Here is a 24,721-nt window from a genome sequence, read left to right as displayed (position 1 = left end):
TAGACCGGCTGCTGAACACAGGCTTACTCTGGCGCAAACGCGTTGAGCTGTGGCTCTCGCACCCCTCATCCCTTTGGACGGGGTCAGGTGGCTGGTACGGACCAGCGACCCGTCCGACGAGAAGGCGGTATCACCAGTGAACATGAAGCTTGTGGGCGGCGCCGCTCTCGGCCTTGCCACGATGCTGGTCCTGTCCAGCTGCGGCTCCGACGGCGGTTCGGGTGGCGGCGGGAACGACACCCAGGCCTCGGGCGGCGGCCAGGTCACCCTCAAGATGGTCGCCGCCGACTACGGCGACGGCCCCGGCAAGCCGAACTCGGGCGAGACGTTCTGGAAGGGCGTCGTGGACGAGTTCCAGGCGGCCAACCCCAACATCAAGGTCGATGTCCAGGTCATCAACTGGAACGACATCGACAAGCAGGTCGCCACCATGGTCCAGAACGGCCAGGTGCCCGACATCCTGCAGACCGGCGACTACTCCGGTTTCGTCAAGGACGGCCTGCTCTACAAGGTCGACGAGGTCCTGTCCCCGAACGTCTCCGGCGACATGCTGCAGAAGTTCGCCGACTTCGGCAAGGTGGACGGCACCGGCTACGGCATCCCGTTCGTCTCCTCCGCCCGCGCGCTGTTCTACAACAAGGACCTGTTCACCAAGGCCGGCATCGCCGAGCCGCCCAAGACCTGGGACGAGCTCAAGGCCGCCGCCGAGAAGCTGAAGAAGGCCGGCGTGAGCCAGCCGTTCGGCCTCCCGCTGGGCCAGGAGGAGGCCCAGGGCGAGTCGTTCCTGTGGATGCTGGGCAACGGCGGCGGCTACAAGGACGCCTCCGGCAAGTGGGCCATCAACTCCCCGCAGAACGTCGAGACCTTCACCTACATGAAGGGCCTGGTCGACGCCGGTCTCACCAGCCCGAACCCGGGCACCAAGGACCGCAAGACGGTCTGGGAGGACTTCGGCGCGGGCAAGGTCGGCATGGTCAACGGCGGGCCCATGTCCATCCCGATCTTCGACGCGGCCGGCCTGAAGAACTACGGCGTCACGGCGATCCCCGGCAAGTCCGGCCCGCTCGACACCACCCTCGGCGTCATGGACTGGATCATGGCGTTCAACAAGAACGGCCACGCCGCCGAGATCAAGAAGTTCTTCGACTTCTTCTACACCGGCAACGCCGCGCAGAAGATCTCCGACACCTACAAGCTGCTGCCCGTCACCAACGGCGGCATCCAGAAGCTGTCGGGTGACGAGAAGCTCAAGCCGTTCCTCGACGCGCTGCCCAACGCCAGCTTCTACCCGTTCCAGGACCCGAAGTGGGCCGAGGTGAACCCGGCGATCAAGCAGACCATCGGCGGCGCCGTCAAGGACGACCCGGCCAAGGTCCTCGGCGAGCTGCAGAAGACCGCCGAAGCCAGCTGATCCAGCGGGTGTCTGTGGAGCCGGCGCGCGGGTCGCGTCCCCGCGCCGGCTCCACCGTCATGGAAGGTTCCTCATGAGAAGCTTGCGCGCCTTCGAACCCCTGGCCTGGATCGGGCCGGCCGTGGTGCTGATCGCGCTGGTCGTGCTCTGGCCCGTGATCGAGATGATCCGGTCGTCGTTCCTCAAGATCAGCCGGTTCGGAGTGGTCCAGGGAAACAACTTCCCGGACAACTACACGAAGCTGTTCGGCGAGAAGGACTTCGCCGACATCATGATCCGCAGCGTGATCTGGGTGGTCGCGGTCGTCGCGCTCACCGTGCTGATCTCGCTCGCCCTCGCCCAGCTGTTCAACCAGCGCTTCCCCGGCCGCAAGATCGCCCGCTGGGCGCTCATCGCGCCCTGGGCGGCCTCGGTGCTGATGACGGCGATCATCTTCAAGTGGATGCTCGACCCCGAGGTCGGCGTGATCAACCAGATCAGGGTGAAGCTCGGGTTCATCGACGCGATGGGCGGCGCCTCCGCCGACCAGCTCGGCGACGCCTCCAGCGCGATGCCGTGGCTGGTGTTCGTGGCGGTCTTCGTCTCGGTGCCGTTCACGACGTACGCGCTGCTGGCCGGGCTCGCGACCATCCCCGCCGACGTCTACGAGGCGGCCAAGATGGACGGCGCCACCAAGCTCAGGACGTACTGGTCGATCACGCTGCCGCTGCTGCGCCCCGCGCTCACCGTCGCCGCGCTGATCAACGTGATGAACGTCTTCAACAGCTTCCCGATCATCTGGGCGATGACCCACGGCCAGCCGGGCTACTCGACGGCCACCTCGACCATCCTCATGTTCATCCTCAAGGGCTCGAACATCGGTGAGTCGGCCGCGATGTCCGTCGTGAACTTCGGCATGGTGATCGTGCTGACCGCGATCTTCCTGAAGGTGTCGCGCTGGAACAAGGAGGTGGCGTGATGGCCGTGCAGACCATGTCCAAGGCCGGCACCCGCCACCAGCCCGGCCACCGCGGACGGGCGCAGCGCCGCATGCCGAGGCTCAAGACCGTGATCGTGGCGGCCGCGGCCTACATCGTCGCGTTCGTCTTCCTGTTCCCGTACCTCGTCATGCTGCTGACCTCGCTGCGGTCGCAGGACTCGCTGCGCGAGGTGACGTTCTGGCCCGACGAGTGGGTGTGGTCGAACCTCGCCAACTTCTGGACCAGCGGCCTGGCCGGGAACCTGTGGGTGACGCTCAAGGTCGCCGGCGGCTCGACGATCCTGGTGCTGCTCGTGGCGCTGCCGGCCGCGTACTACTCGGCCCGGCACAAGTTCCGGGGGCGCACGGCGTTCCTGATCCTGGTGCTGATCACCCAGATGTTCCAGCCCACGGCCATGCTCGTCGGCATCTACCGCGAGTTCTACCAGTTCGGCCTGGTGGACTCGATCTGGTCGCTGATCCTGGTCAACGGCGGCTTCAACCTGGCCTTCGCGGTGTGGATCCTGAACGCCTACTTCGCCTCGATCCCGCGTGAGCTGGAGGAGGCCGCCTTCATCGACGGCAACGGCCGCTTCGGCGCGTTGTTCCGGATCACGCTGCCGCTGGCCATGCCGGGCGTGATCACCGCGCTGATCTTCACGTTCATCGCGGCGTGGAACGAGTTCGTGGTCGCCCTGACCCTGACCACGACCCCGGCCAACCAGCCGCTCACGGTCGCGCTGAACTCGTTCATCGGCCAGTACCAGGTGGACTGGCAGAACCTCTTCGCGGGCTCGGTGATCGCCACCATCCCGGTGATCATCCTGTTCGCGCTGATCGAGCGGAAGGTCGTCGGCGGACTGACCGCCGGCTCGATCAAGTAGAAAACGTCCGGCCGCCACCAACCCACCGGGTGGCGGCCGGGCTCTGCTTCTGCGGGCTACTTCTGCGGGACGCGGGCCACGCAGAACACCGTCTGGCCGAACGGCGGGGTGATGAACCGCTCGATCAGCCGCGTGGCCGGGACCACCGTGCGGTCGTAGATCTTGACCAGCCGCGGGTCGGGGTAGCCCACGCCGCCCCGCCGGACCGCCGCCCACCAGGCGATGCCGCCCAGGAAGTTGATCGGCTTGAGCACGTCGATGTCGAGCCCCGCCTTGGCCACCGTGGCGCGCAGGGTCTTCGGCGTGTAGCGCTGGACGTGGCCGACCTTGCGGTCGAAGTCTCCGTAGAGCTGCATGTAGCCGGGCACCCAGATGATGATCCGGCCACCGGGCAGCGTGACGCGGGCCAGCGAGCGCAGCGCCTCGGCGTCGTCCTCGATGTGCTCCAGCACGTTCATCATGACGACGGTGTCGACCTTGTCCTTCAGCGGGATCTCGGTCGGCAGGCCGAACTGCAGGACGTCGATGTCGTCGCGGCCCTCGAAGCGCTTCTCCAGCTGCTCGACGCAGTAGGGGTCGAAGTCGCTGACGACCAGGCGGTCGAGCCGCGGCAGGAACTGCTCGGCGAAGTGGCCCAGCCCGGAGCCGATCTCCAGCATCGAACGGCCGACGTGCGGGGCGACCATGTCGAACTCGTACTGCCGATAGTTCTTGGCCTCGTCCCCACCCAGGTGGTTCTCCAGGGCCTCGTCACCGGCCGCCGGCTGCACTACACGGTCATACCCAGAAGACATAGTCCCGTTCCTTTGAGGGGCAGACGGATTGCACGAGTCTAATGCCCCTGAGGATGACCTGATGCGTGAAACACCCTTCCCCGCGCGTGGGGGGATGCGATGGAATCTGACACGCCATGGACGACGACGAGGCGATCGCCCGCTCGCTCGACGGTGACCTGGGGGCCTACGAGGTCCTGGTCGCCAGGTACAGCGCGCTCGCCCATCGCACCGCCGCCATGCTCGGCGCGGGCGACGAGGCCGAGGACGTCGTGCAGGAGGCGTTCGTCAAGGCTTTCCGCCATCTGCCCAAGTTCCGGCGGGACGCGCCCTTCCGGCCCTGGTTGCTGCGGATCGTGGCCAACGAGACGCACAACCTGACCCGGGCCCGCGGGCGCCGCTCCGACCTCGCCGTACGGCTCACCGCCGCCGACCCCGCCGGTCCGGTGGCCCCCGACGACCCGGCGGGCGCGGCCGTCGCCACCGACCGGCGGGCCCGGCTGCTGGCTGCCGTGCGCGGCCTGCCCGAGCGGGAACGCCAGGCGGTCGTGTGCCGGTACTTCCTGCAACTGTCGGAGGCGGAGACGGCCCAGGTGCTCGGCTGGCCGGTCGGTACCGTCAAGTCCAGCACCCATCGGGGGCTGGCCCGGCTGAGGGAGGAGGTGGGCGGTGAACTCGCATGACCCCTTCGACGACCTGGAAGCCGAACTGACCGCGCTCGGCCCCCTCCTCGACGCCCCGTCCCCGCCGCCGGACGACGTCGCCGCCGCCGTCCGGGCCCGCCTGGAGCTCCAGCCTCAGAAGCGCAGGCGGCGGACACGACGGACACGGCGGGCTCGGTGGCGGATCGTGGTGGCCGTCGTGCTGGCCGTCGTAGCCGTCACGGCCGCCACCCCCCAGGGCCGCGCCGCCGTGGCCCGGGTCCTCCGCCTGGCCGGCATCGAGCTGCAGCTCGGCGACACACCGCCCACCCCGGTACGGACCACCGCCAACCTCCCCGGCGAGCACCCGGTGGCCCCGGACGACCTGCCGGGCCTGGTGAGGTTCCAGGTCAGGACCCCGGCCGAGCTCGGGCCCCCCGCCCGCGCCACCGTCGCCGACCAGGGCCGGCTGGTGTCGATGTTCTGGCCGGACGGCGTCCGGCTCGACCAGTTCCAGGGCGGCGTGGACCCGTTCTTCTTCAAGAAGCTCGGCCCGCCCTGGCCCGACTACGTCGAGATGGCCGGGACCACGGCCTGGTGGATCCCCGGCGCGCATCCGCTCGGCTACATCCGCCGCCAGGACGGCACCGAGATCCCCCTGCGCCAGGCCGCCCCCACCCTCGTCTGGCAGCGGGACGCGCTCACCTACCGCCTGGAGGGCGCCGGCACCAGGGAACGGGCGGTGCGGATCGCCGGGTCACTCCGGTGAGCCGGTCAGCCAGTCGTCCACGCCCTTGAGCAGCTCCTTGCGCACAGCCTCCGGCGCGGTCGAGGACCGGATCGACTGCCGGGCCAGCTCGGCGATCTCGGCGTCGGAGAACTCGTAGACCTCCCTGGCCAGCTCGTACTGGCGCAGCAGCCGGGTGCCGAACAGCAGCGGGTCGTCGGCGCCCAGCGCGATCGGCACCCCGGCGTCGAACAGCCGCCGCAGCGGCACGTCCGCCGCCCGCTCGGCCACCCCCAGCCCCACGTTGGACGTCGGGCACACCTCGCAGCAGATCTGCCGGTCGGCCAGCCGCTGCATCAGCCACGGGTCCTCGGCCGCCCGCACGCCGTGCCCGACCCGGTCGGCGCCCAGGTCGTCGATGCACTGGCTCACGCTGCGCGGTCCGAGCAGCTCGCCGCCGTGCGGCACGGCCAGCAGCCCGCCGCGCTTGGCGATGCGGAAGGCCCGCTCGAAGTCGCGCGCCGCGCCGCGCCGCTCGTCGTTGGACAGGCCGAAGCCCACCACGCCCCGGTCGGCGTACTGGGTGGCGAGCCTGGCCAGGGTGTTCGCGTCGAGCGGATGCCTGGTCCTGTTGGCCGCCACGATCACCGGCATGTGCACCCCGGCGTGCTCGGCGGCCTGCCGCGCCGCGTCGAGCATCAGCTCCAGCGTGGCCGTGAGCCCGCCGAACCGCGCGGCGAACCCGGACGGGTCCACCTGGATCTCCAGCCACCGGGAACCGGCCGCCGCCTCGTCCTCGGCCGTCTCGCGCAGCAGCCGGTAGACGTGCTCGGGACGGCTCAGCACGGACCTGGCGATGTCGTACAGCCGCTGGAACCTGAACCAGCCGCGCTCGTCGGTGGCCCGCAGCCGCGGCGGCCAGTCCTGCTCCAGCGCGTCGGGCAGGTGCAGCCCCTGCTCCCTGGCCAGCTCGATCAGCGTCGAGTGCCGCATGGAGCCGGTGAAGTGCAGGTGGAGATGGGCTTTGGGCAGCGTGTGCAGGGGCCGGTGCATTTCCATATTTTGCCACTGGCCCCAGGCGCGGATTCGCATGTCGCCCAAGGCTGCGGGACCGGCATCGGCACGGTAGAGATCGGCCGGATCGGGGGATCAACCGTCCGTGATCCATGAGGGTGCGGGCGTCGCGGGGCAGGGCCGGCGCGCGCTGCTCGCCGGACTGGCGTTCGCGGTGACCGCTCTGGCCATCTACGCCCTGTTCCATTCGGGTTTCGGCCGTCCGCACCCGCCTTCTGCGGGTTCGTCGTACGTGCCCCCGCCGCCCCTGAAGGCGCCGTCCGCCCCTGGCGCGGCGGCGGCGCGGGCCGAGCCGCCGCTCGCGGTCGTCTCCGACGACCTCTGGCTCACCTACCTGCCCCGCGGCCTGCGCCGCAGCGGCGGCGGCCCGATCGCCCCCGACGGCGTCCGGGCCAGGTACGGCACCGCCAAGCGCTACGTGGAGGCCCAGGTCGAGCACGGCACGGTGGCCGCCGACTGGGACACCTACCGCGCGCACGCCGGCGTGCTGGACCCCCGCGAGACCACGATCAGGGGCCGGCCCGCGGTCGTCGGCGCGCATCCGCGCGGCGGCAGGGTGATCGCCTGGCTGGAACGCCCCGGCACGGGCGTCTGGATCCGGGTGAGCGACTCACTCGGCGCCGAGCTGCTGCCTATTGCCGCCTCGGCCCGTGCTCCTGTAGGAGACTAGGAGCCTTTTCCCTGGTTGATCCCACGAGTCATGGGGGGACGATGCGGCGCCCGGCAGCGGTGTTCATCACGTTCGCGCTGGCCACGGGCACGGGCGGGTGCGGCGGCGACACGCCGCGACCGCCCAGCACCACCCCGCCGCCGCCGTCGGCGAGCGAGCCGGCGACCGGGAAACCCGTCACGCTGGCCTGCGGATCGACCAGGCTGGAGATCCCCGGCGCGCCCCCGCCCCTGGCCCGCGCCGGCACCTTCGGCCGCCTGGGCGCGCTCGCCAGGCGGCTCACGGTCAGGGGCGTGACGTGGCGCGACGACGAGGACGAGCAACTGCGGGTGGGCGTGGTGTGCGGCGTGCGGACGGCCGAGCAGTTCGCCACGCTGGTGGCCCGCTCGACCCTGACCGCCTACCGCGGCAAACCCGCGCTGCGCTGGACGAGCCGCGACGGCCTGCGCAACTTCATGTGGCTGGAGAGCCCCGGCACGGCCGTCTACCTCGCCGCCACGCCCGGCATGACCGCCCAGCTCCGCCAGACCGCCGCCGCCGTCAGACCCGCCGCCTCCTGAACCGCTTCCCGAGACGCTGCCTGGGCCGCTTCGTGAGCCGCTTCGTGAGCCGGCGTAGGCGCCCCGCCGCGGCCCCGGAAGCCGGCAGGGCGCCCCGTGAGCCGCTCAGTGAGCCTCGGACAGCAGCTTGGCCATCCGGCTGACGCCCTCGACCAGATCGTCGTCACCGAGGGCGTAGGACAGCCGGAAGTAGCCGGGGGTGCCGAACGCCTCGCCCGGCACGACCGCCACCTCGGCCTCCTCCAGGATCAGCTCGGCCAGCTCCGCCGACGACCCGGGCCGCCGGCCGCGCAGCTCCTTGCCCAGCAGCTCCTTGACCGACGGGTACGCGTAGAACGCCCCCTTCGGCTCCGGGCAGAACACGCCCGGGATCTCGTTGAGCATCCGCACCATGGTCTGGCGCCGCCGGTCGAAGGCCGACCGCATCTCCGCCACGGCCGACAGGTCGCCGGAGACCGCGGCCAGCGCGGCCCTCTGCGACACGTTGGCCACGTTGGAGGTGGCGTGCGACTGCAGGTTGGCGGCGGCCTTGACCACGTCGGCCGGGCCGATCAGCCAGCCCACCCGCCAGCCGGTCATCGCGTACGTCTTGGCCACGCCGTTGAGGATCACGACCCGGTCGCCCAGCTCGGGCACGGCCGTGGCGATGCTGGTGAACTCGGCGCCGCCGTAGACCAGGTGCTCGTAGATCTCGTCGGTGACCACCCACAGCCCGTGCTCGGCCGCCCACCGGCCGATCGCCACCGTCTCCTCGCGCGAGTAGACCGCGCCCGTCGGGTTGGACGGCGAGACGAACAGCAGCACCTTCGTGCGCTCGGTACGGGCCGCTTCGAGCTGCTCGACGCTGGCCAGGTAGCCCGTGGACTCGTCGGTCACCACGTCGACCTGCACGCCCCCGGCCAGCTTGATCGCCTCGGGGTAGGTCGTCCAGTAGGGGGCGACCACGATGACCTCGTCGCCCGGGTCGAGCAGCGTGGCGAACGCCTCGTAGACGGCCTGCTTGCCGCCGTTGGTGACGAGCACCTGGGACGGCTCGACGGAGTAGCCGGAGTCGCGCCGCGTCTTGTCGGCGATGGCCTGCTTCAGCTCGGGAAGGCCGCCCGCCGGCGTGTACTTGTGGTTGCGCGGGTCGCGGGCCGCCTCGACCGCTGCCTCGACGATGTAGCCGGGCGTCGGGAAGTCGGGCTCGCCGGCGCCGAAGCCGATGACCGGGCGGCCGGCGGCCTTCATCGCCTTCGCCTTGGCGTCCACCGCGAGCGTGGCGGACTCGGAAATCGCGGAGATTCTTGCGGAGATACGGGGTCGCGTGGACATGCCTCCCATGCTCCCACGCGGGCGTGACCTGGGCGATCAGGTTTGGGTTCGACGTACCGGGCAATCCCCCGTATGCTTTCGCCTGGTCCTTCCGCCGCATGTCGGCGAGCGGTTCGGTCCAGGCAGTGAGTCAATCAGGGTAGTGTGGTTGACGACATAGGGCACTGGCGCAATTGGTAGCGCACCGGTCTCCAAAACCGGCGGTTGGGGGTTCGAGTCCCTCGTGCCCTGCGAGTGCGGTCCGCGCAATAATGGCGTGTAAGCGCGCCGCAAAACTGCGTTGGATACGACAGATTCAGGTGAGGACTGTGGCGATCGACACGCGCGGCGAGACCGCAGGCAAGCCCAGTGGCGAGAAGAAGACACGCACTTCACCTGCCCTTTTCTACCGGCAGGTCGTCAACGAGCTCCGCAAGGTCATCTGGCCGACACGCAAGGATCTCATCACCTACACCACGGTCGTTCTGGTATTCGTTCTGATCATGGTGGCGATCGTTTATGGGCTCGACGCCGCTCTGGGCTGGGCCGTCCTCCGCGTCTTCGGCGGGGAGTGATCCCGCCTAGCTCGACACCGTGTGGTGTCGGCTGACGGCGACACCATTCGATTCGAGGAAATGAGGAAAGGTCACGTGTCCGAGTCTTCTGTTCCGGCCGAGGAACCCCGCGACGAGCGGGGCGACGACGAGCTGGGAGAGGCCACCGACGAATGGGGCGACGAGCTGGGTGAGGCTCGCGACGAAGGCGTCGAGGCGGCTCTCCAGGAGGCCGACGAGACCGACGAGGTCGAAGAGTCGGAGGAGGCCCCCGCCGACGCGGAGGCCGAGATCCTGCCCGACGTCGACCCGGTCGAGGAGTTCAAGAGCTCCCTGCGCGGGCTCCCCGGCGAGTGGTACGTGATCCACTCCTACGCCGGCTACGAGAACCGCGTGAAGTCCAACATCGAGAGCCGCAACGTGTCGCTCAACATGGAGGACTACATCTACCAGGTCGAGGTGCCCACGCACACCGTCCAGGAGTTCAAGAGCGGCAAGAAGGTCCCGGTCAAGGAGCGCGTGCTGCCCGGCTACGTCCTGGTGCGCATGGAGCTGACCGACGAGTCCTGGGCCGCCGTGCGCAACACGCCCGGCGTGACCGGTTTCGTCGGCCTGTCCAACAAGCCGAGCCCGCTCAGCCTCGACGAGGTCGCCAAGCTGCTGGCGCCCGAGCCGACCGAGGAGGCCAAGAAGGCCACCACCAAGGCGGCCAGCGGCCCCACGGTCGAGTTCGAGATCGGCGAGTCCGTCACGGTCATGGACGGCCCCTTCGCCACCCTGCCCGCCTCGGTCAGCGAGATCAGCCCCGAGTCGCAGAAGCTCAAGGTGCTCGTCTCGATCTTCGGTCGTGAGACCCCGGTCGAGCTCTCGTTCAACCAGGTCTCGAAGATCTAAGACGATCACCTACACTTAGACGTTCGGTCGGCCGCCTTTCGCGAAGGGTGGCCTTCCGACATGTCCGGGCGCATCCGCGTCCGGACGGCATCACGATCAGGACCCGGAGAAGGACTCATGCCTCCGAAGAAGAAGATCGCGGCGCTCGTCAAGGTCCAGCTCCCCGCTGGCCAGGCCACGCCCGCTCCGCCGGTCGGTACCGCCCTCGGTCCCCACGGCGTCAACATCATGGACTTCGTCAAGCAGTACAACGCTGCCACGGAGTCCCAGCGGGGCAACATCATCCCCGTTGAGATCACCATTTTCGAAGACCGCAGCTTCACCTTCATCACGAAGACGCCCCCGGCGCCTGAGCTGATCAAGAAGGCCCTGGGTCTCGACAAGGGCAGCGCCGTCCCCCACAAGGACAAGGTCGGCCGGCTGACGCGCGAGCAGCTGCGCAGCATCGCCGAGACCAAGATGCCCGACCTCAACGCCAACGACGTCGAGGCTGCAGAGAAGATCATCGCCGGCACCGCCCGGTCGATGGGCATCACGATCGCCGACTAAGACCTTTCCCAGATCCGTGGGAGGGCCGGGTCCCGGCCCGCGTACCACAAGGAGACAGACATGAAGCGCAGCAAGGCGCACAAGGACGCGGCGGCCAAGGTCGACCGCGACAAGCTCTACACGCCCGCCGACGCCGCGAAGCTGGCCAAGGAGACGTCGACCACCAAGTTCGACGCCACCGTGGAAGTGGCGCTGCGGCTGGGTGTCGACCCTCGCAAGGCCGACCAGATCGTGCGCGGCACGGTCAACCTCCCGCACGGCACCGGTAAGACCGCCCGGGTCCTGGTCTTCGCGACCGGTGACCGTGCCGAGGCAGCCCGCGAGGCGGGCGCCGACATCGTCGGCGCCGACGAGCTGATCGACGAGATCGCCAAGGGCAACCGGCTCAACGAGTTCGACGCCGTGGTCGCCACCCCCGACCTCATGGGCAAGGTCGGCCGTCTGGGCCGCGTGCTCGGCCCGCGCGGTCTCATGCCCAACCCCAAGACCGGCACCGTGACGCCCGACGTCGCCAAGGCCGTGACGGAGATCAAGGGCGGCAAGATCGAGTTCCGCACCGACCGGCAGGCCAACCTGCACTTCATCATCGGCAAGACGTCGTTCCCCGAGCGTCAGCTCATCGAGAACTACGCCGCCGCCCTTGACGAGGTGCTGCGTCTCAAGCCGTCGGCGGCCAAGGGGCGTTACCTGAAGAAGGTCACCTTCTCCACCACCATGGGCCCCGGCGTCCCCGTCGACCCCAACCTCACCCGTGGCCTGACCGCCGAGCTCGACGCGTAACGGCCGCACGTTCTTCGAAAGGCCCCCGCCTGTCTCAGGCGGGGGCCTTTCGCCTTGTCCGGGTGCTGTCGAGCACCGGGGTCCCGGTTCGCCCGGGTGCCGCCGGGCGCCGGGTCGGAGCCGTTTCGTTCAGGTTTTTCGGCGTGGATGATCTCTCCAGGTGAGCGGACGTGTGCAGAAATCGTGCACAGCCTGTGGGGGAGAACCCTGGGTTTTCCCCGATTTATGCGGGGAAGTCGCCACGATGGGACAAGCCAACCGTAGGGTCAAAACATGCTGAAGCGCAGGATAAGTCTCGCCACCGCCGTGGCCGGAGCTGCTCTCATCGCGGCCTCGGTCGCCGGGTGCGGTACGAACGTGCAGCCCATCCAGGTCAACCTGGCCGCCTCAGAGGTGCTCGCGCAGGCCGCGCAGAAGACCGCAGAGGTCACCAGCTACACGGTGGACGCCGTCGCGAACGTGACGCACCCCCAAGAAGGCAACGGCAAGGTGCAGGGACGCATGCTCTACCAGAGCAAGCCCCAGCTCGCCGTCGACCTGACCCTCGACACCGTCGACATGGGCGGCCGGAACCTGCCGGGCGGCGTGCGCGCCGTCCTGCAGGGTGACACCGTCTATGTGAAGGTCGAGGCGCTCAAGCAGCTCGTCGGCGCCACCAAGCCGTGGATCAAGGTCGCGCTCAACGAAGTGGGCGACCAGAACCAGGTCAACCAGTACCTCAGCCAGATCCAGCAGTTCGACCTCGCCAACGTGACCAAGCTGGTCACCGTGTCCAAGGACGTGAAGCAGGTCGGCACCGAGAGCGTCAACGGCGCGGACACCACCCACTACAGCGGCACGTTCCCCGTGGACGCCGCCGTCGGCCAGCTGCCCGCCGACAAGCAGCAGCAGGCCAGGACGAACCTCGCCGAGCTCAAGGACGTCAAGTTCGACATCTGGGTGGCCGGCGACGGCCTGCCCCGCAAGCTCACCCTGAACGGCTCCAAGGAGGGCGCGACACTGGACGCCACCCTGCTGTTCAAGGGCTTCAACGAGCCCGTGAAGGTCGAGGCCCCGCCCGCGGACCAGGTCGGTGAGCTGCCCAAGACGACCGTCAACTGAGAATCGATTTGGAAACTCGGCGACCAGCACGTACTCTGGTCGTTGCCGAAGACCGCCGGTCGTCGTCAGGTGCATCAGTCCTGGCGACCGAAGGATCCACGTTCTGTGGACGGCCCGCGCAGGTGTGATGCGAGTTTCCCATATGGTGTAGTTCCATATGTGAGCCCCGTGCGCCCCTGCGCCCGGGGCTGTTCTCATTTCCAGGGGCCTTCGCCGGCGGCACACCTGGAAGGAGGCCCATGGCGAGGGCGGATAAGGCGACAGCCGTTGCCGAGCTCAAGAGCGAGTTCGAAGGCAGCAGCGCCGCCGTTCTGACCGAGTACCGCGGTCTCACCGTCGCTCAGCTCAAGCAGCTGCGCGTTGCTCTTGGTGAGAATGCGAAGTTCGCCGTGGCGAAGAACACCCTGACCAAGATCGCGGCCAACGAAGCCGGTCTGTCGTTCCCCGACGACCTGCTCACGGGCCCGACCGCGATCGCCTTCGTCAACGGCGACGTTGTCGAGGCGGCCAAGGGTCTGCGTGACTTCGCCAAGGCCAATCCCCTTCTGGTGATCAAGGGTGGTGTGCTCGACGGTAAGACGCTCGACGCCACCGAGATCACCAAGCTCGCCGACCTCGAGTCCCGCGAGGTCCTCCTCGCTAAGCTCGCCGGTGCTCTCAAGGCGAAGCAGAGCGCTGCCGCCGCGGTTTTCGCCGCGCTGCCCACGCAGATGGCTCAGCTGGCCGACGCCCTTCGTGCCAAGCGCGAAGAAGCGGGCGAGTAACACGGGGGTTGCCGCAACTTCCGCGGTCCCGTTCCTAGTTTTCTGCAAGTCCTAAACGTAAGGAAAAGCATCATGGCGAAGCTCAGCAACGACGAGCTGCTCGACGCGTTCAAGGAGATGACCCTCCTCGAGCTGTCCGAGTTCGTGAAGAACTTCGAAGAGGTCTTCGACGTCAAGGCCGCCGCCCCCGTCGCGGTCGCCGCCGCCCCCGCCGCCGGTGGCGGTGGCGAGGCCGCCGCCGTTGAGGAGCAGGACGAGTTCGACGTCATCCTCGAGGCCGCCGGCGACAAGAAGATCCAGGTCATCAAGGAGATCCGCGCCCTCACGTCCCTGGGCCTCAAGGAGGCCAAGGACCTGGTGGACGGCGCTCCCAAGCCGGTCTTCGACGGCAAGGTCAACAAGGAGCAGGCGGAGAAGGCCAAGGCTGCCCTCGAGGGCGCCGGCGCCACCGTGACCGTGAAGTAACTTCCCGCTTCACACAGCTCTTCGGAAGAGGCGGACACACCCTGGTGCCGGGTGTGACCGCCTCTTTTCGCATGTAACGGGACATTCTCCTCCGCGTCTCGTCGCCCGGCCAACCGGCGGCGGCATCACGGTTCTCGACCTCAGCCGGAAGCGATCCCGGTTTCGTGGGCGGCCTCGCGGACCTTGGCGATGGCGCTCGCGTCCATGAAGTCCTTGCAGTGGACGATCCGGCCATCCCTGATCCGCAGCACCAGCAGCCCCGGGACGGTGATCGCCCGCTCACCCACCTTGACGTGCGCGTTCTGCTCGACGACCACCACCTCGGGATCGTCCGTACGGTGCAACGCGACCCGCTCCACCTCCTGCGGCACGGCGGGGGAGACGCCCCAGGACGCCCGGTACCCCGCCCGCACCGCCTCCCGCCCCTCGTACGGCGGCAGCCCGCCGAACGGGAACTCGTGCCTGCCGTCCTCCGCGTACAGGTCGGCCAGTTCGTCGGCCGACTTGCGCAGCATCGCGCCGTGGAAGGCGCCGACGATCTCCTCGACGGTCATGGCCACAACCCCTCACATCTCGCTCAACACCCGTTGACTCAACGAGCGTAGAGCGAATCCGGGCGAACGGTCAACACGGGTAGAGTCGGACCGTGAGCGAGCGAGTGCTTCCCCGTGCCGAACGACGGCGCAGAACAGAGGGAAGGATCCTCGACGCGGCCAGGGCGCTGTTCGCCGAAGTCGGCTACGAGCGCGCCACCATCAGGGCGGTCGCGAAGTCCGCCGAGGTCGACCCGGCCCTGGTCATGCAGTACTTCGGCAACAAGCAGGAGCTCTTCAGGGCCGCCGTGCGCGCCACGCCCGCCCCCGAGGCCGCCGCCACCCCCGAGGAACTGGTCGAGCACCTGCTCGGCACCCTCGACGTGAAGATGGGCGAACTGCCCCAGGGCTCGCTGGCGATGATGCGCTCGATGCTCACCCACCCCGAGGCGGGCACGGCGGCCCGCGAGGCGCTCGCCCGGCAGGTCGACAGGCTCGCCGCGTCGATCCCCGGCGAGGACGCCCGCCTGCGCGCGGCCCTGATGACCACGATCCTGCTCGGCGTGACCGTCGGCCACCAGCTGCTCGAACTGCCCGAGCTGCGCGACGCCCCGCCGGAGCGCATCGCCGGGCTGCTGCGCCCGAGCCTGCGCGCCCTTACTGGACCCGACGTCTCATAACGCGCAGGTAACAAGTTGTTGGAACCGGCTCCAATTCCTCGGAACGCCGCCACCGTGAGTCCGTCCTGGAAGTAAAGTGTGCGGCACGTTATCCCCTGTGTGCTCCCTGTGATCGGGAAGGTGGCCAGTGGGCGTCGAGGTCGTGGTCGAGGGGTTGACCAAGTCGTTCGGTCGGCAGGTCATCTGGGAGGATGTCTCGCTCACGCTGCCCGCGGGTGAGATCTCGGTGCTGCTCGGCCCGTCGGGCACCGGCAAGTCCGTCTTCCTCAAGACGCTGGTCGGCCTGCTGCGTCCCGACCGCGGCCACATCTGGATCGACGGCCACGACCTGGCGAGCTGCCCCGAACGCAAGCTCTACGAGCTGCGCCGGCTGTTCGGCGTGTTGTTCCAGGACGGCGCCCTGTTCGGTTCGCTCAACCTCTACGACAACATCGCCTTCCCGCTGCGCGAGCACACCAGGAAGACCGAGGCCGAGATCCGCCGGATCGTGATGGACAAGATCGACCTGGTCGGGCTGGTCGGCGCCGAGGGCAAGCTGCCCGGCGAGATCTCCGGCGGCATGCGCAAACGCGCCGGCCTGGCCAGGGCGCTGGTGCTCGACCCCGAGATCATCCTGTTCGACGAGCCCGACTCCGGCCTCGACCCGGTCCGCACCGCCTTCCTCAACCAGACGATCGTCGACATCAACGCCGACATCGAGGCCACGTTCCTGATCGTCACCCACGACATCAACACCGCCCGCACGGTCCCCGACAACATCGGGCTGCTGTTCCGCCGCGAGCTGGTCATGTTCGGGCCGCGCGAGATGCTGCTGTCCAGCGACGAGCCGGTGGTGCGGCAGTTCCTCAACGCCCGCAGGCACGGCCCGATCGGCATGTCGGAGGAGAAGGACGTCTCCGAGCTGGAGGCCGAGGCCCGGATGGGCCACGACCCCGGCGGGCTGCCGCCGATCCCGCCGCAGCTCATGCCGAGCGGCAACGTGCTGCGCCGTTCGCAGCAGCCGCCCGGCCGGTGGCTGGCGGCCCACGGCGTGATCCCGCCGCAGGGCTCGTTCGTGGACGAACGCGGCCGCAACTGGCTGGAGGAGTACCCCCGGCTGATCGACGCCCACGCCGACGGCGTCGCCTAGATCATGAATCCGACCGAGAAGCACCTCCTCGCGGCCTATGACAGTGACTGCACGCGTTCGATCGGCCGCACATGGTGACGGCGGAGGTCGGGCGGTTCGTCGCCATGTCGCTCGACACCGCCAGGGCCGCCGCGCGACGGCCGTTCCAGGTGCGCGAGCTCGTCCGGCAGGCGTGGTTCATCGTCAGCGTGAGCGCCCTGCCCACCGCCCTGGTCGCCATCCCCTTCGGGGCCGTGCTCGCCATGCAGACCGGCAACCTGATCCGCCAGTTCGGCGCCCAGTCCTTCACCGGGGCCACCGCCGTGCTCGGCATCGTCCGCGAGGCGGGCCCGGTGGTGACCGCGCTGATGATCGCGGGCGCGGCCGGCAGCGCGATCTGCGCCGACCTCGGCGCCCGCCGGATCAGGGACGAGATCGACGCCATGGAGGTGCTCGCGGTGGACCCGCTCCACCGGCTCGTCGTGCCCAGGGTCGCCGCGTGCGCGCTGGTCGCGCCGCTGCTCAACGGCCTGGTCGTCACGGTCGGGCTGGTCGCCGGCTACCTGTTCAACGTGGTCGTCCAGGGTGGCTCGCCCGGCGCGTACCTGCAGTCGTTCAACGCCCTGGCCGAGGTCTCCGACCTGTGGGTGTCGGAGGGCAAGGCGCTGGTCTTCGGGGTCACGACGGGGCTCGTCGCCGCGTACAAGGGGCTGGGCGCGGCGGGCGGGCCCAAGGGCGTGGGGGAGGCGGTCAACCAGGCCGTGGTGTTCGCCGCCTTGCTGCTGTTCGCCGAGAACTTCCTGATCAGCGCGGTCTACAACGAGCTGGTGCGGTCATGAGGGCGCTCGACCGGCAGGGCGAGTTCTACGCCAGGGCGATCAGGGCCCTCCCGGTCGGCGCGCGCTACCGGCGCGAGGTGCTCAGGCTGCTGGCCGAGGTCGGGCTGGGCAGCGGCGGCCTGGCGGTGATCGGCGGCACGATGACGATCGTCGCCTTCATGACCTTCTTCACCGGCACCGAGGTCGGCCTGCAGGGCTACACCGGCCTCGACCGCATCGGGGGCTCGGCCTTCACCGGCTTCCTGTCCAGCTACGTCAACACCCGCGAGATCGCCCCGTTGGTGTCCGCCATCGGCCTGTCGGCCACCGTGGGCTGCGGATTCACCGCCCAGCTCGGCGCGATGCGGGTCGGCGAGGAGGTCGACGCGCTGGAGGTCATGGCGGTCCCGCCGGTGCCGTTCCTGGTCACCACGCGGCTGATCGCCGGCTTCGCCGCCGTCATGCCCCTGTACGTGCTCGGCCTGCTCGCCTCCTACGTCGCCACCCGCCTGATCGTGACCGTGCTGCACGACCAGTCCACGGGCACCTACGACCACTACTTCGAGCTGTTCCTGTCGCCCTACGACGTGTTGTGGTCCTTCGGCAAGGCGATGGTCTTCGCCGTCCTGGTGATCCTCATCCACTGCTACCACGGCTTCCACGCCACCGGCGGTCCGGCCGGGGTCGGGGTGGCGGTCGGGCGGGCCGTGCGCGCGGTGCTGGTGACGGTCAACGTCGCCAACCTCCTGCTCGGCCTGGCCATCTGGGGCACGACCACGACGGTGAGGCTGGCCGGATGAGACACGGCGCCGCGCTCCTGGCCATCATCGCCGCCTTCACGGCCCTGACGCTGGCCGTCTACACGAAGGCGTTCTCCACCGCCCGGCACGTCACGCTGCTGCTGCCGGCCGCCGGGCTGCAGCTCGATCGCCGGGCCGACGTCAAGGTCAACGGGGTCGTGGTCGGCGAGGTGGCCGACCTGGCGCCCGCCGACCACGGCGCCCGCCTCATCCTGGCCCTCGACCAAGACGTCGACCGCGCCTCCACCGCCGAGCTGCGCGCCAAGACCCTGTTCGGCGAGAAGTACGTCGCCCTGATCCCGCCCAGCTCGCCGCGCGGCCCGCTGCGCGACGGCGACGTGATCAGGTCATCGGCCGCCGCCGTCGAGATCACCGCGATCCTCGACCGCCTGCTGGCCCACCTGCGCGCCGTCCACCCCGAACGCCTGAACGCCGTCCTGAACGCCCTGGCCACCGCCCTGGACGGCCGCGGCGCCCGGCTCGGCACGACCCTGGACAGAACCGACGCCTACCTGCGCCGCCTCCAGCCCCACCTGCCGGCGCTGAAACGGGACATCGCCAAGCTCGCCGACGTCACCGCCCGGTACGGCCAGGCCGCCCCCGACCTGCTGCGCACCCTCGCCAACAGCGCCGCGATCAGCCGCACCCTCACCGCCGCCCCCATCGGCCCGGCCAGCGCGGCCGTCACCCGGGCCGCCACCGCCGCCGACCGTCTGCTGACCACGGACGAACCGGGCATCGTCGGCCTGCCGCACGTCGTCCGCCCGGCCCTCGACGTGGCCGCCCACCACGCGCCCGTCATCCCGTGCGTGCTGCGCGGCCTGGACCGCCTCCGGCCGCTGCTGGACAACGCCTTCGGCCACGGCAGCGCGAAGGCGGTGCTGGAGATCGTCCGGCCGGCGCACCCGTACGAACCGGGCAAGGACACCCCGCGTTACGCCGACCGCAGGGGCCCGGCCTGCTACGGCCTGCCCGACCACGCGCCCGTGCCCTTCCCGGGGGTGCGCTTCGACGACGGCACGGCCGACCTGGCGAGGCTGATGCTGCGGTGAGCACGCTCTGGCCGGCGCTCAAGCTGGCCGTCTTCGCCCTCGTCACCACCCTGTGCGTGGCCACCCTCGCGATCACGATCTCGGGCGCCCGCTTCACCGCCGCGGTCGTCTACCACGCCCTGTTCACCGACGCCTCGGGGCTGCGCGAGGGCGACGAGGTGCGCATCGCCGGCGTGCGGGTCGGCCGGGTCGAGAGCGTCACGCTGGCGGGCGTCCAGGCCGAGGTCGCCTTCTCGGTACGGCGCACCACCGCGCTGCCCCGCTCGGTCGTGGCCGCCGTCCGCTGGCGCAACCTCGTCGGCGACCGCTACCTGACGCTGTCCACCGGCGCCGGCGGCCCCGGCCTGCTGCCGCCGGGCGCCCGCGTGGCCGGCACCCGCCCGGCCCTCGACGTGACGGCCCTGTTCAACGGCTTCAGGCCGCTGCTCAACGCCATCCGCCCCCAGGACGTCAACAAGCTGAGCTGGCAGATCGTCCAGGTGCTCCAGGGCGAGGGCGGCACGGTCGAGGCCCTGCTCGGCCACATCGCCTCCCTCACCGGCACGCTCGCCGACCGCGACGCCGTGATCGGCCGCGTGATCACCAACCTCGGCACGGTGCTCGGCGAGATCGCCGGCCGGGAGCACGACTACGACCGCCTGCTGATCGACCTGCGCGCCCTGATCGGCGGCCTGGCCGGCGACCGCGAGGCCATCGGCGACTCGCTGGCCACCCTCGACCGTCTCACTGACGTCACCGGCGACCTCGTCCGCAGGGCCCGGCCCGACCTGCGGGCGAGCGTCCGGCACGCGGACGGGCTGCTCAAGGCGCTCAACGCCAGGAGCGCCCTGGTCGAGGACACCCTCGCCCGCGCCCCCGACCGCCTCGGCCGGCTCGTCCGGGCCTCCTCCTACGGGTCCTGGTTCAACTTCTACCTCTGCTCGCTCACGGTCAGGAGCGGCGGCGTGCGCACTCCGAAGATCGTCAACGGGAGCCCGCGATGCCACTGACCCCCTTCAGGAGACGCGATCCCGTGCCGCTGGGCGTCGGCGGCATCGTCGTGGCCCTCGCGCTGGTCGTGGCGGCCCTGGCGGTCGGCGGCCTGCCGCGCGGCAGCACGTACTCGGCCGCGTTCGCCGACTCGGCGGGCCTGCGCGAGCACGACGACGTGATGATCGCCGGGGTCAAGGTCGGGGAGGTCGCCGGCGTCGATCTCGAAGGCGACCACGTCCGCGTCGATCTGCGGGTGGCCGACGACGTCCGGCTCGGCTCGCTGACCAGGGCGGACATCCGGATCAAGACCCTGCTCGGCGCCCACTTCGTCATGCTCGTCCCCGAAGGCGGCGGCCGGCTCCAGGGGCAGATCCCGCTGTCGCGCACCAGCGTCCCCTACGAGGTCGCGCCCGCCGTCGCCGACCTGGGCGCGGCCGCGGGACGCGTCGACGAGCGGGCCCTGGCCGCGGCCATGACCGTGTTGTCGCAGACCATGGAAGGCTCCTCGACGGAGATCCGGGCCTCCCTCCGGGGGCTCGGCAGGCTCTCGCGTACCGTCGCCGCCCGCGACGCCCGCCTCCACGACCTGGTCAGCCACGCCCGTACCGTCACCGGCCTGCTGGCCCGCCGCAACGCCGACCTGCACGGCCTGGTCACCGACGGCGACCTGCTGCTGCGCGAGGTCTCCGCGCGGCGGGCCGTCGTCCACGGGCTGCTGGTCAACACGGTGGTGCTGGCCGGGCAGATCGACGGGCTGGTCGCCGACAACAGGACCACGTTGCGACCCGCGCTCGAACGGCTGCGCTCGTTCGTCGCCGTGCTGCGCCGCCAGGAGGAGAGCCTCGACCGGTCGCTGGCCCTGCTCGGGCCGTTCACCCGGCAGCTCGCCGACGCCACCGGCAACGGCCGCTGGTTCGACACGATCATCCAGAACCTGGTCCCGCTGCCCGCCTCGATCCGGCCGCCCGACCCCCTGCCAGAAGGACCCGTGCGATGAGAGGCCCGCTCGTCCTGGCGCTGCTGCTCGCGACCCTGGCCGGCTGCGGCTTCGAGGGGGTGGCCTCGCTGCCGCTGCCCGGCGGCGCCGACCTGGGCGCGCGGCCGTACGCGGTGACCATCCGGTTCACCGATGCGCTCGATCTGGTGCCGCGCTCGCCGTGCAAGGTCGACGACGTCACCGTGGGCGAGGTCACCGGCGTGGAGCTGGGCGACGACTGGCGGGCCGACGTGGTCTGCCAGGTGCGTGGCGACGTCGCCCTGCCCGACCGCACCTCGGCGGCGATCTCGCAGACGAGCCTGCTGGGGGAGAAGTTCGTCAAGCTGCTGCCCGCCGGGCGCGGGCGGCTGAGCGGCTCGATCCCGGTGGCCCGGACGAGCACGACGGCCGAGGTCGAGGAGGTGTTGTCGGCCGCCTCGCTGCTGGTCGACGGCGGTGGCCTCGACCAGATCGCGACCGTCAACCGCGAGCTGGCCGACGTGCTCGACGGCCGCTCGGCCCGGCTGAAGGACCTGCTGCGCAGGCTCGGCGCGTTCGCCGCAGGGCTCGACGGCTCCAAGAAGCAGATCGTCCGGCTGATCGACGCCCTCGACGGCCTCACCGGCACCCTGGCCGCCCAGCGCGCCACGATCAGGGCCACCGCCACCGAGATCGGCCCGGCCGTCACCCTGCTCAAGGGCCAGCGCGCGGGCCTGACCGCCATGCTCGCCGCCCTCGACCGGCTCGGCCGCACCGCCACCCGCGTCGTCCAGCGTTCCCAGGCCGACGCCCTCGCCGACCTCCGCCGCCTGCGCGAGCTCCTGCTCAACCTCGACCGGGCGCGCGACAGCGTCGCGTCGGGGCTGGCGACCGCGATCACATTCCCGTTCCCGGGGTCGGCCTCGTCCATGCTGCGCGGCGACTACGCCAACACCGACCTGACCGTCGACGCCTCGCCCGGCGCCACGCTGCGCAACCTGCTCGGCGGTGCGCGATGACCGTCAGGCTGCTGGCGTTCGCGCTGATCGGGGTGGTGGCGGTGGCGTACACGCTGGTCAGGTACGCCCGGGTGGGCGCCGACCTGTTCGACCCCGCCTACCGGGTCACGGTCGAGCTGGCCGACGCGGGCGGGCTGTTCGACGGCTCGGAGGTGACCTACCGAGGGGTGCCGATCGGGCGGGTGGAGTCGCTGGCGGTGGCGGGCGACGGCGCGCGGGCCGTGGTCAGGCTCGGGTCCGGCGACCCGGTCCCGGCCCGCGGCCTGCTGGCGGTGGTGGCCAACCGGTCGGGGGTGGGGGAGCAGTACCTGGACCTGCGGCCCGCCGGGGGCGCGGGGCCGTACCTGCGGGAGGGGGACGTGATCGACCGCGCGCACACGCGGCTGCCGGTGCCCACGTCCAAGCTGCTCGGCGACACCGACCGCCTGCTGGCCTCGATCGACCCGCGCGACCTGGAGACGGTCGTGACCGAGCTGGACGAGGGGCTCGGCGGCAACGGGCCGGCCCTGCGACGGCTGGCCGACGCGGGCGAGAAGCTGCTCGGACAGGCCGAGAGCGTCCTTCCCGAGACGGTCGCGGTGCTTCACGACGGGGAGACCGTGCTCGACGCTCAGCGGGCCTCTGGGAGCCATCTGAAGGCATTCGCCGGGAATCTGGCGAGCTTGACCGATTCGCTCCGCGACGGTCGCGGCGACCTCGCCCACGTGATCGGCCGCACCCCGCGCGCGACCGAGCAGCTCGAACGCCTGACCGACGGCGTCGCGCCTCACCTGCGCCCGCTGCTGACCCATCTGGTGATCGGCGGCCGGACGGTCTCCGCCCGGGTCACCGCCCTCCGGCAGCTCCTGATCGGCTACCCGGCCGCCGTCGCGGGCGCCTTCTCCGTGGTCGACCGGGACGGCCTGCACTTCGGCCTCGACCTCGACCTCAACGTCCCCAGGCCGTGCACCCGCGGCTACGAGGGCGTACGCAGGCGGCAGCCCCACGACGTCAGCACCCGGCCGCCCGACCCGGAGGCATTCTGCAGGGAGCCGCGCGGCAGCGCGACCGGCGTGCGCGGCGCCCGCAACGCCCCCGCTCCCCAACCGCCTCCGTCGATTCCAGGGCTTCAGGACTGGCTCGCGGGTTATGATCCGGCGACCGGCCGGAAGGGGTGAGCACAGGTGGGAGCACTTCCCGCGCGCCCGGCACGCATCCTCGTGGCCGCCCTCAGCGTGACGCTGGCGGCGCTCGTCGCCGCCGGCGTGTGGATCTCCCTCCAGGCGCGTGACGCGCAGGCCCTGGCCGACGACCGGCAGGCCGCGCTGCTCGCGGCCGGCACCCACGCCAAGAACCTGGTCTCGCTCGACTACAGGACCGTCGACGCCGACGTGCAGCGCATCCTCGACACCTGCACGGGCGGGGCCAGAACCGGCTACCAGGCCATCGCGGGCAAGCTCAAGAGCACCACGGTCGCCAACAAGGTGGTCCAGCACGGCGTCCTGCGCGCGACCGGCCTGGTGTCGATGTCCGGCGGCACCGCGAAGGTGCTGGTGGTGGCCGACGCCGAGATCCGCTGGGACGGCTCCAAGAGCCCGCCCCAGGAGCGCTTCTACCGCTGGACGATGGACGTGACCAAGGCCGGCGGCGTGTGGCTGGTGTCGAAGGTGGTGCAGGTGGTGTGAGAACCGTCACTGTGGTGCTGCTCGGCGTGCTGGTGATCGTCGCGGGCGTGCTGGTGCCCAGGATGTGGTTCGACCTGCGTGACCTGCGGGGGGCCGAAGGGGCCGGGGCCGAGGCGATGGCGACGGCCCGCCAGGTCGCCCCCGACATGTTCTCCTACGACTACCGCTCGGTGGAGGCCGACCTGGCCAGGGCCGGGGCGTACACCACGGGCGAGCTGACCAGGCATTACAAGGAGCTCACCACGTCGCTGGTGTCCAAGGCGAAGGCCGAGAAGACCGTGCGCACCGCGGCCGTGGTGGACGCCGGCGTCGAGCGCGCCACGCCCGACAGGGTCGAGGTCCTGTTGTTCGTGAACATGGTTACGGTAAAAGTAGTGCCGAACCAGGACAGGCCTCAGCAACAGGTGACCCAGAACCGAGCCCGGTTCGTCATGGTCAGGCAAGGCGGGCGATGGCTGGTCGAGGGGCTGTCCACGCTGCTGGGAACGGCCTGAGCCGCCGGGCGTGCCGCTACCTTCAATTGTTACCAAAAATCAGGTTTGGTGAAGCCCTTGATAGGGGTACTCCAGTCACAGCTACACCGGCGGTCGGCATGGGTTCGACCCCCGGGGTGACGGAGCGTTAACCGCCCACGATCGCGGGTATCGTCTTGGGCCTGGCGGTAGGCGCCCGATCACACTGGGGAGAAAACCCAGCGTCCGGGCCTCTAGGCGGCTAAAAGTCGGGCTCGCGGGCTTGACGTTTGCGGCTGAACGGGCGATGCTGCGACCAACGTGGAGCATGCAGCGAGAGCGAAGTGGACAGGCGTGTGCCGTTCGGCTACACTGCCCCTTTGCGCTGCCCTTTGACGACCCGTGATGCTTGCTCACGTTGCGAGGTTGTCTGGCGTGCGTGTAGTCAGTCCGCCGCGAGCCCTCGGAAGGACATCTGTTGGCAGCCTCGCGCAACGCCTCCGCCGTACCCGCTGGTCCCCGTCGCGTCTCTTTCGCGCGCATCCAGGAGCCCCTCGAAGTTCCTGATCT

Annotated in this window: 29 protein-coding genes and 1 tRNA gene; 26 read left to right on the top strand and 4 right to left on the bottom strand. The window is 70.2% G+C overall.

Annotation, left to right across the window (positions count from 1 at the left end):
• Positions 1-142: 142 nt before the first annotated feature.
• From AB0J46_RS04290 to AB0J46_RS04280, 3 genes are all read left to right on the top strand, one after another.
• On the top strand, positions 143-1,411 hold the full coding sequence (locus AB0J46_RS04290) for an extracellular solute-binding protein (RefSeq protein ID WP_364326241.1): 1,269 nt from the start codon (positions 143-145) through the stop codon (positions 1,409-1,411).
• A 73-nt stretch (positions 1,412-1,484) separates the two neighbouring features.
• Entirely contained in the window at positions 1,485-2,369 is an 885-nt protein-coding gene (locus tag AB0J46_RS04285) for a sugar ABC transporter permease (RefSeq protein WP_364326238.1), read from the top strand.
• Positions 2,369-3,253: a carbohydrate ABC transporter permease gene (locus AB0J46_RS04280; protein WP_358008693.1), complete on the top strand. Its 885-nt coding sequence runs from the start codon at positions 2,369-2,371 to the stop codon at positions 3,251-3,253. The genes AB0J46_RS04285 and AB0J46_RS04280 overlap by 1 nt, the downstream gene beginning before the upstream one ends.
• Before the next feature lie 56 nt (positions 3,254-3,309).
• On the opposite strand, the gene AB0J46_RS04275 is transcribed toward AB0J46_RS04280, so the two are convergent.
• Positions 3,310-4,047, bottom strand: coding sequence for a methyltransferase domain-containing protein (locus AB0J46_RS04275; protein ID WP_352355331.1), 738 nt, complete (start codon positions 4,045-4,047; stop codon positions 3,310-3,312).
• Between the two features lie 116 nt (positions 4,048-4,163).
• Between AB0J46_RS04275 and AB0J46_RS04270 the strand changes: the two genes are divergently transcribed.
• A complete protein-coding gene (locus tag AB0J46_RS04270; RefSeq protein ID WP_358289149.1) occupies positions 4,164-4,709 on the top strand; it encodes an RNA polymerase sigma factor in 546 nt (181 codons plus the stop codon).
• The gene (locus AB0J46_RS04265) at positions 4,696-5,436 is read left to right on the top strand and encodes a hypothetical protein (protein ID WP_364326233.1); all 741 of its coding nucleotides are present in this window, start codon (positions 4,696-4,698) and stop codon (positions 5,434-5,436) included. Before AB0J46_RS04270 ends, AB0J46_RS04265 begins: the two co-directional genes overlap by 14 nt.
• On the opposite strand, the gene AB0J46_RS04260 is transcribed toward AB0J46_RS04265, so the two are convergent.
• A complete protein-coding gene (locus AB0J46_RS04260; RefSeq protein WP_358289143.1) occupies positions 5,425-6,447 on the bottom strand; it encodes an adenosine deaminase in 1,023 nt (340 codons plus the stop codon). The two genes, AB0J46_RS04265 and AB0J46_RS04260, sit on opposite strands and share 12 nt — an antisense overlap.
• Positions 6,448-6,553: 106 nt before the next feature.
• On the opposite strand from AB0J46_RS04260, the gene AB0J46_RS04255 reads away from it, so the two are divergent.
• A complete protein-coding gene (locus AB0J46_RS04255) occupies positions 6,554-7,138 on the top strand; it encodes a hypothetical protein (RefSeq protein ID WP_364326230.1) in 585 nt (194 codons plus the stop codon).
• A 41-nt stretch (positions 7,139-7,179) separates the two neighbouring features.
• The gene (locus AB0J46_RS04250) at positions 7,180-7,698 is read left to right on the top strand and encodes a hypothetical protein (RefSeq protein WP_364326227.1); all 519 of its coding nucleotides are present in this window, start codon (positions 7,180-7,182) and stop codon (positions 7,696-7,698) included.
• Between the two features lie 105 nt (positions 7,699-7,803).
• Here the strand turns inward: AB0J46_RS04250 and AB0J46_RS04245 are convergent, their stop codons facing one another.
• On the bottom strand, positions 7,804-9,012 hold the full coding sequence (locus AB0J46_RS04245; RefSeq protein ID WP_364326224.1) for a pyridoxal phosphate-dependent aminotransferase: 1,209 nt from the start codon (positions 9,010-9,012) through the stop codon (positions 7,804-7,806).
• Between the two features lie 158 nt (positions 9,013-9,170).
• Here AB0J46_RS04245 and AB0J46_RS04240 point away from each other — a divergent pair.
• From AB0J46_RS04240 to rplL, 8 genes are all read left to right on the top strand, one after another.
• Positions 9,171-9,243 (top strand) — tRNA-Trp (locus AB0J46_RS04240).
• Between the two features lie 77 nt (positions 9,244-9,320).
• On the top strand, positions 9,321-9,566 hold the full coding sequence (gene secE / locus AB0J46_RS04235) for a preprotein translocase subunit SecE (RefSeq protein ID WP_125642950.1): 246 nt from the start codon (positions 9,321-9,323) through the stop codon (positions 9,564-9,566).
• A gap of 75 nt (positions 9,567-9,641) precedes the next feature.
• Complete coding sequence (nusG, locus tag AB0J46_RS04230) at positions 9,642-10,439, top strand: transcription termination/antitermination protein NusG (protein ID WP_358289131.1); 798 nt, start codon at positions 9,642-9,644, stop codon at positions 10,437-10,439.
• Positions 10,440-10,556: 117 nt separating this feature from the next.
• On the top strand, positions 10,557-10,988 hold the full coding sequence (gene rplK / locus AB0J46_RS04225) for a 50S ribosomal protein L11 (protein ID WP_125642947.1): 432 nt from the start codon (positions 10,557-10,559) through the stop codon (positions 10,986-10,988).
• Between the two features lie 60 nt (positions 10,989-11,048).
• Positions 11,049-11,768, top strand: a complete 720-nt coding sequence (gene rplA / locus AB0J46_RS04220; protein ID WP_352325431.1) for a 50S ribosomal protein L1 — start codon at positions 11,049-11,051, stop codon at positions 11,766-11,768.
• A gap of 273 nt (positions 11,769-12,041) precedes the next feature.
• Positions 12,042-12,869 carry a DUF1396 domain-containing protein gene (locus tag AB0J46_RS04215; RefSeq protein WP_352325430.1) on the top strand — a complete coding sequence of 276 codons (828 nt, stop codon included), beginning with the start codon at positions 12,042-12,044 and terminating at the stop codon, positions 12,867-12,869.
• 239 nt (positions 12,870-13,108) lie between these two features.
• Positions 13,109-13,633, top strand: coding sequence for a 50S ribosomal protein L10 (gene rplJ, locus AB0J46_RS04210; RefSeq protein WP_125642941.1), 525 nt, complete (start codon positions 13,109-13,111; stop codon positions 13,631-13,633).
• A gap of 72 nt (positions 13,634-13,705) precedes the next feature.
• Entirely contained in the window at positions 13,706-14,098 is a 393-nt protein-coding gene (rplL, locus tag AB0J46_RS04205; protein WP_357967396.1) for a 50S ribosomal protein L7/L12, read from the top strand.
• Positions 14,099-14,238: 140 nt separating this feature from the next.
• On the opposite strand, the gene AB0J46_RS04200 is transcribed toward rplL, so the two are convergent.
• Entirely contained in the window at positions 14,239-14,652 is a 414-nt protein-coding gene (locus AB0J46_RS04200; RefSeq protein WP_364326218.1) for a nuclear transport factor 2 family protein, read from the bottom strand.
• Positions 14,653-14,744: 92 nt separating this feature from the next.
• On the opposite strand from AB0J46_RS04200, the gene AB0J46_RS04195 reads away from it, so the two are divergent.
• The 11 genes from AB0J46_RS04195 (at position 14,745) to AB0J46_RS04145 (ending at position 24,193) form a co-directional block, all read left to right on the top strand.
• Entirely contained in the window at positions 14,745-15,311 is a 567-nt protein-coding gene (locus tag AB0J46_RS04195; protein WP_364326215.1) for a TetR family transcriptional regulator, read from the top strand.
• A 127-nt stretch (positions 15,312-15,438) separates the two neighbouring features.
• Positions 15,439-16,440 carry an ABC transporter ATP-binding protein gene (locus AB0J46_RS04190; protein ID WP_364326212.1) on the top strand — a complete coding sequence of 334 codons (1,002 nt, stop codon included), beginning with the start codon at positions 15,439-15,441 and terminating at the stop codon, positions 16,438-16,440.
• Positions 16,441-16,511: 71 nt separating this feature from the next.
• Complete coding sequence (locus tag AB0J46_RS04185; RefSeq protein WP_352325424.1) at positions 16,512-17,258, top strand: ABC transporter permease; 747 nt, start codon at positions 16,512-16,514, stop codon at positions 17,256-17,258.
• Positions 17,255-18,037, top strand: coding sequence for an ABC transporter permease (locus AB0J46_RS04180; protein WP_364326209.1), 783 nt, complete (start codon positions 17,255-17,257; stop codon positions 18,035-18,037). The genes AB0J46_RS04185 and AB0J46_RS04180 overlap by 4 nt, the downstream gene beginning before the upstream one ends.
• Entirely contained in the window at positions 18,034-19,089 is a 1,056-nt protein-coding gene (locus AB0J46_RS04175) for an MCE family protein (protein ID WP_364326206.1), read from the top strand. Before AB0J46_RS04180 ends, AB0J46_RS04175 begins: the two co-directional genes overlap by 4 nt.
• On the top strand, positions 19,086-20,078 hold the full coding sequence (locus AB0J46_RS04170; protein ID WP_364326203.1) for an MCE family protein: 993 nt from the start codon (positions 19,086-19,088) through the stop codon (positions 20,076-20,078). Before AB0J46_RS04175 ends, AB0J46_RS04170 begins: the two co-directional genes overlap by 4 nt.
• The gene (locus AB0J46_RS04165) at positions 20,069-21,058 is read left to right on the top strand and encodes an MCE family protein (protein ID WP_364326200.1); all 990 of its coding nucleotides are present in this window, start codon (positions 20,069-20,071) and stop codon (positions 21,056-21,058) included. The genes AB0J46_RS04170 and AB0J46_RS04165 overlap by 10 nt, the downstream gene beginning before the upstream one ends.
• Positions 21,055-22,035, top strand: a complete 981-nt coding sequence (locus tag AB0J46_RS04160; protein ID WP_364326197.1) for an MCE family protein — start codon at positions 21,055-21,057, stop codon at positions 22,033-22,035. The genes AB0J46_RS04165 and AB0J46_RS04160 overlap by 4 nt, the downstream gene beginning before the upstream one ends.
• Positions 22,032-23,192, top strand: a complete 1,161-nt coding sequence (locus AB0J46_RS04155) for an MlaD family protein (RefSeq protein ID WP_364326195.1) — start codon at positions 22,032-22,034, stop codon at positions 23,190-23,192. Before AB0J46_RS04160 ends, AB0J46_RS04155 begins: the two co-directional genes overlap by 4 nt.
• 6 nt (positions 23,193-23,198) lie before the next feature.
• A complete protein-coding gene (locus AB0J46_RS04150) occupies positions 23,199-23,699 on the top strand; it encodes a hypothetical protein (protein WP_358289098.1) in 501 nt (166 codons plus the stop codon).
• Positions 23,696-24,193, top strand: a complete 498-nt coding sequence (locus tag AB0J46_RS04145; RefSeq protein ID WP_364326192.1) for a hypothetical protein — start codon at positions 23,696-23,698, stop codon at positions 24,191-24,193. The genes AB0J46_RS04150 and AB0J46_RS04145 overlap by 4 nt, the downstream gene beginning before the upstream one ends.
• Positions 24,194-24,721 lie beyond the last annotated feature (528 nt).

The organism is Nonomuraea sp. NPDC049758, from assembly GCF_040674635.1.
In the GTDB taxonomy this organism is placed as follows: domain Bacteria; phylum Actinomycetota; class Actinomycetes; order Streptosporangiales; family Streptosporangiaceae; genus Nonomuraea.
The sequence above is the reverse complement of the archived record's forward strand: the minus strand, read 5'-3'. Positions and strand labels throughout refer to the sequence as shown.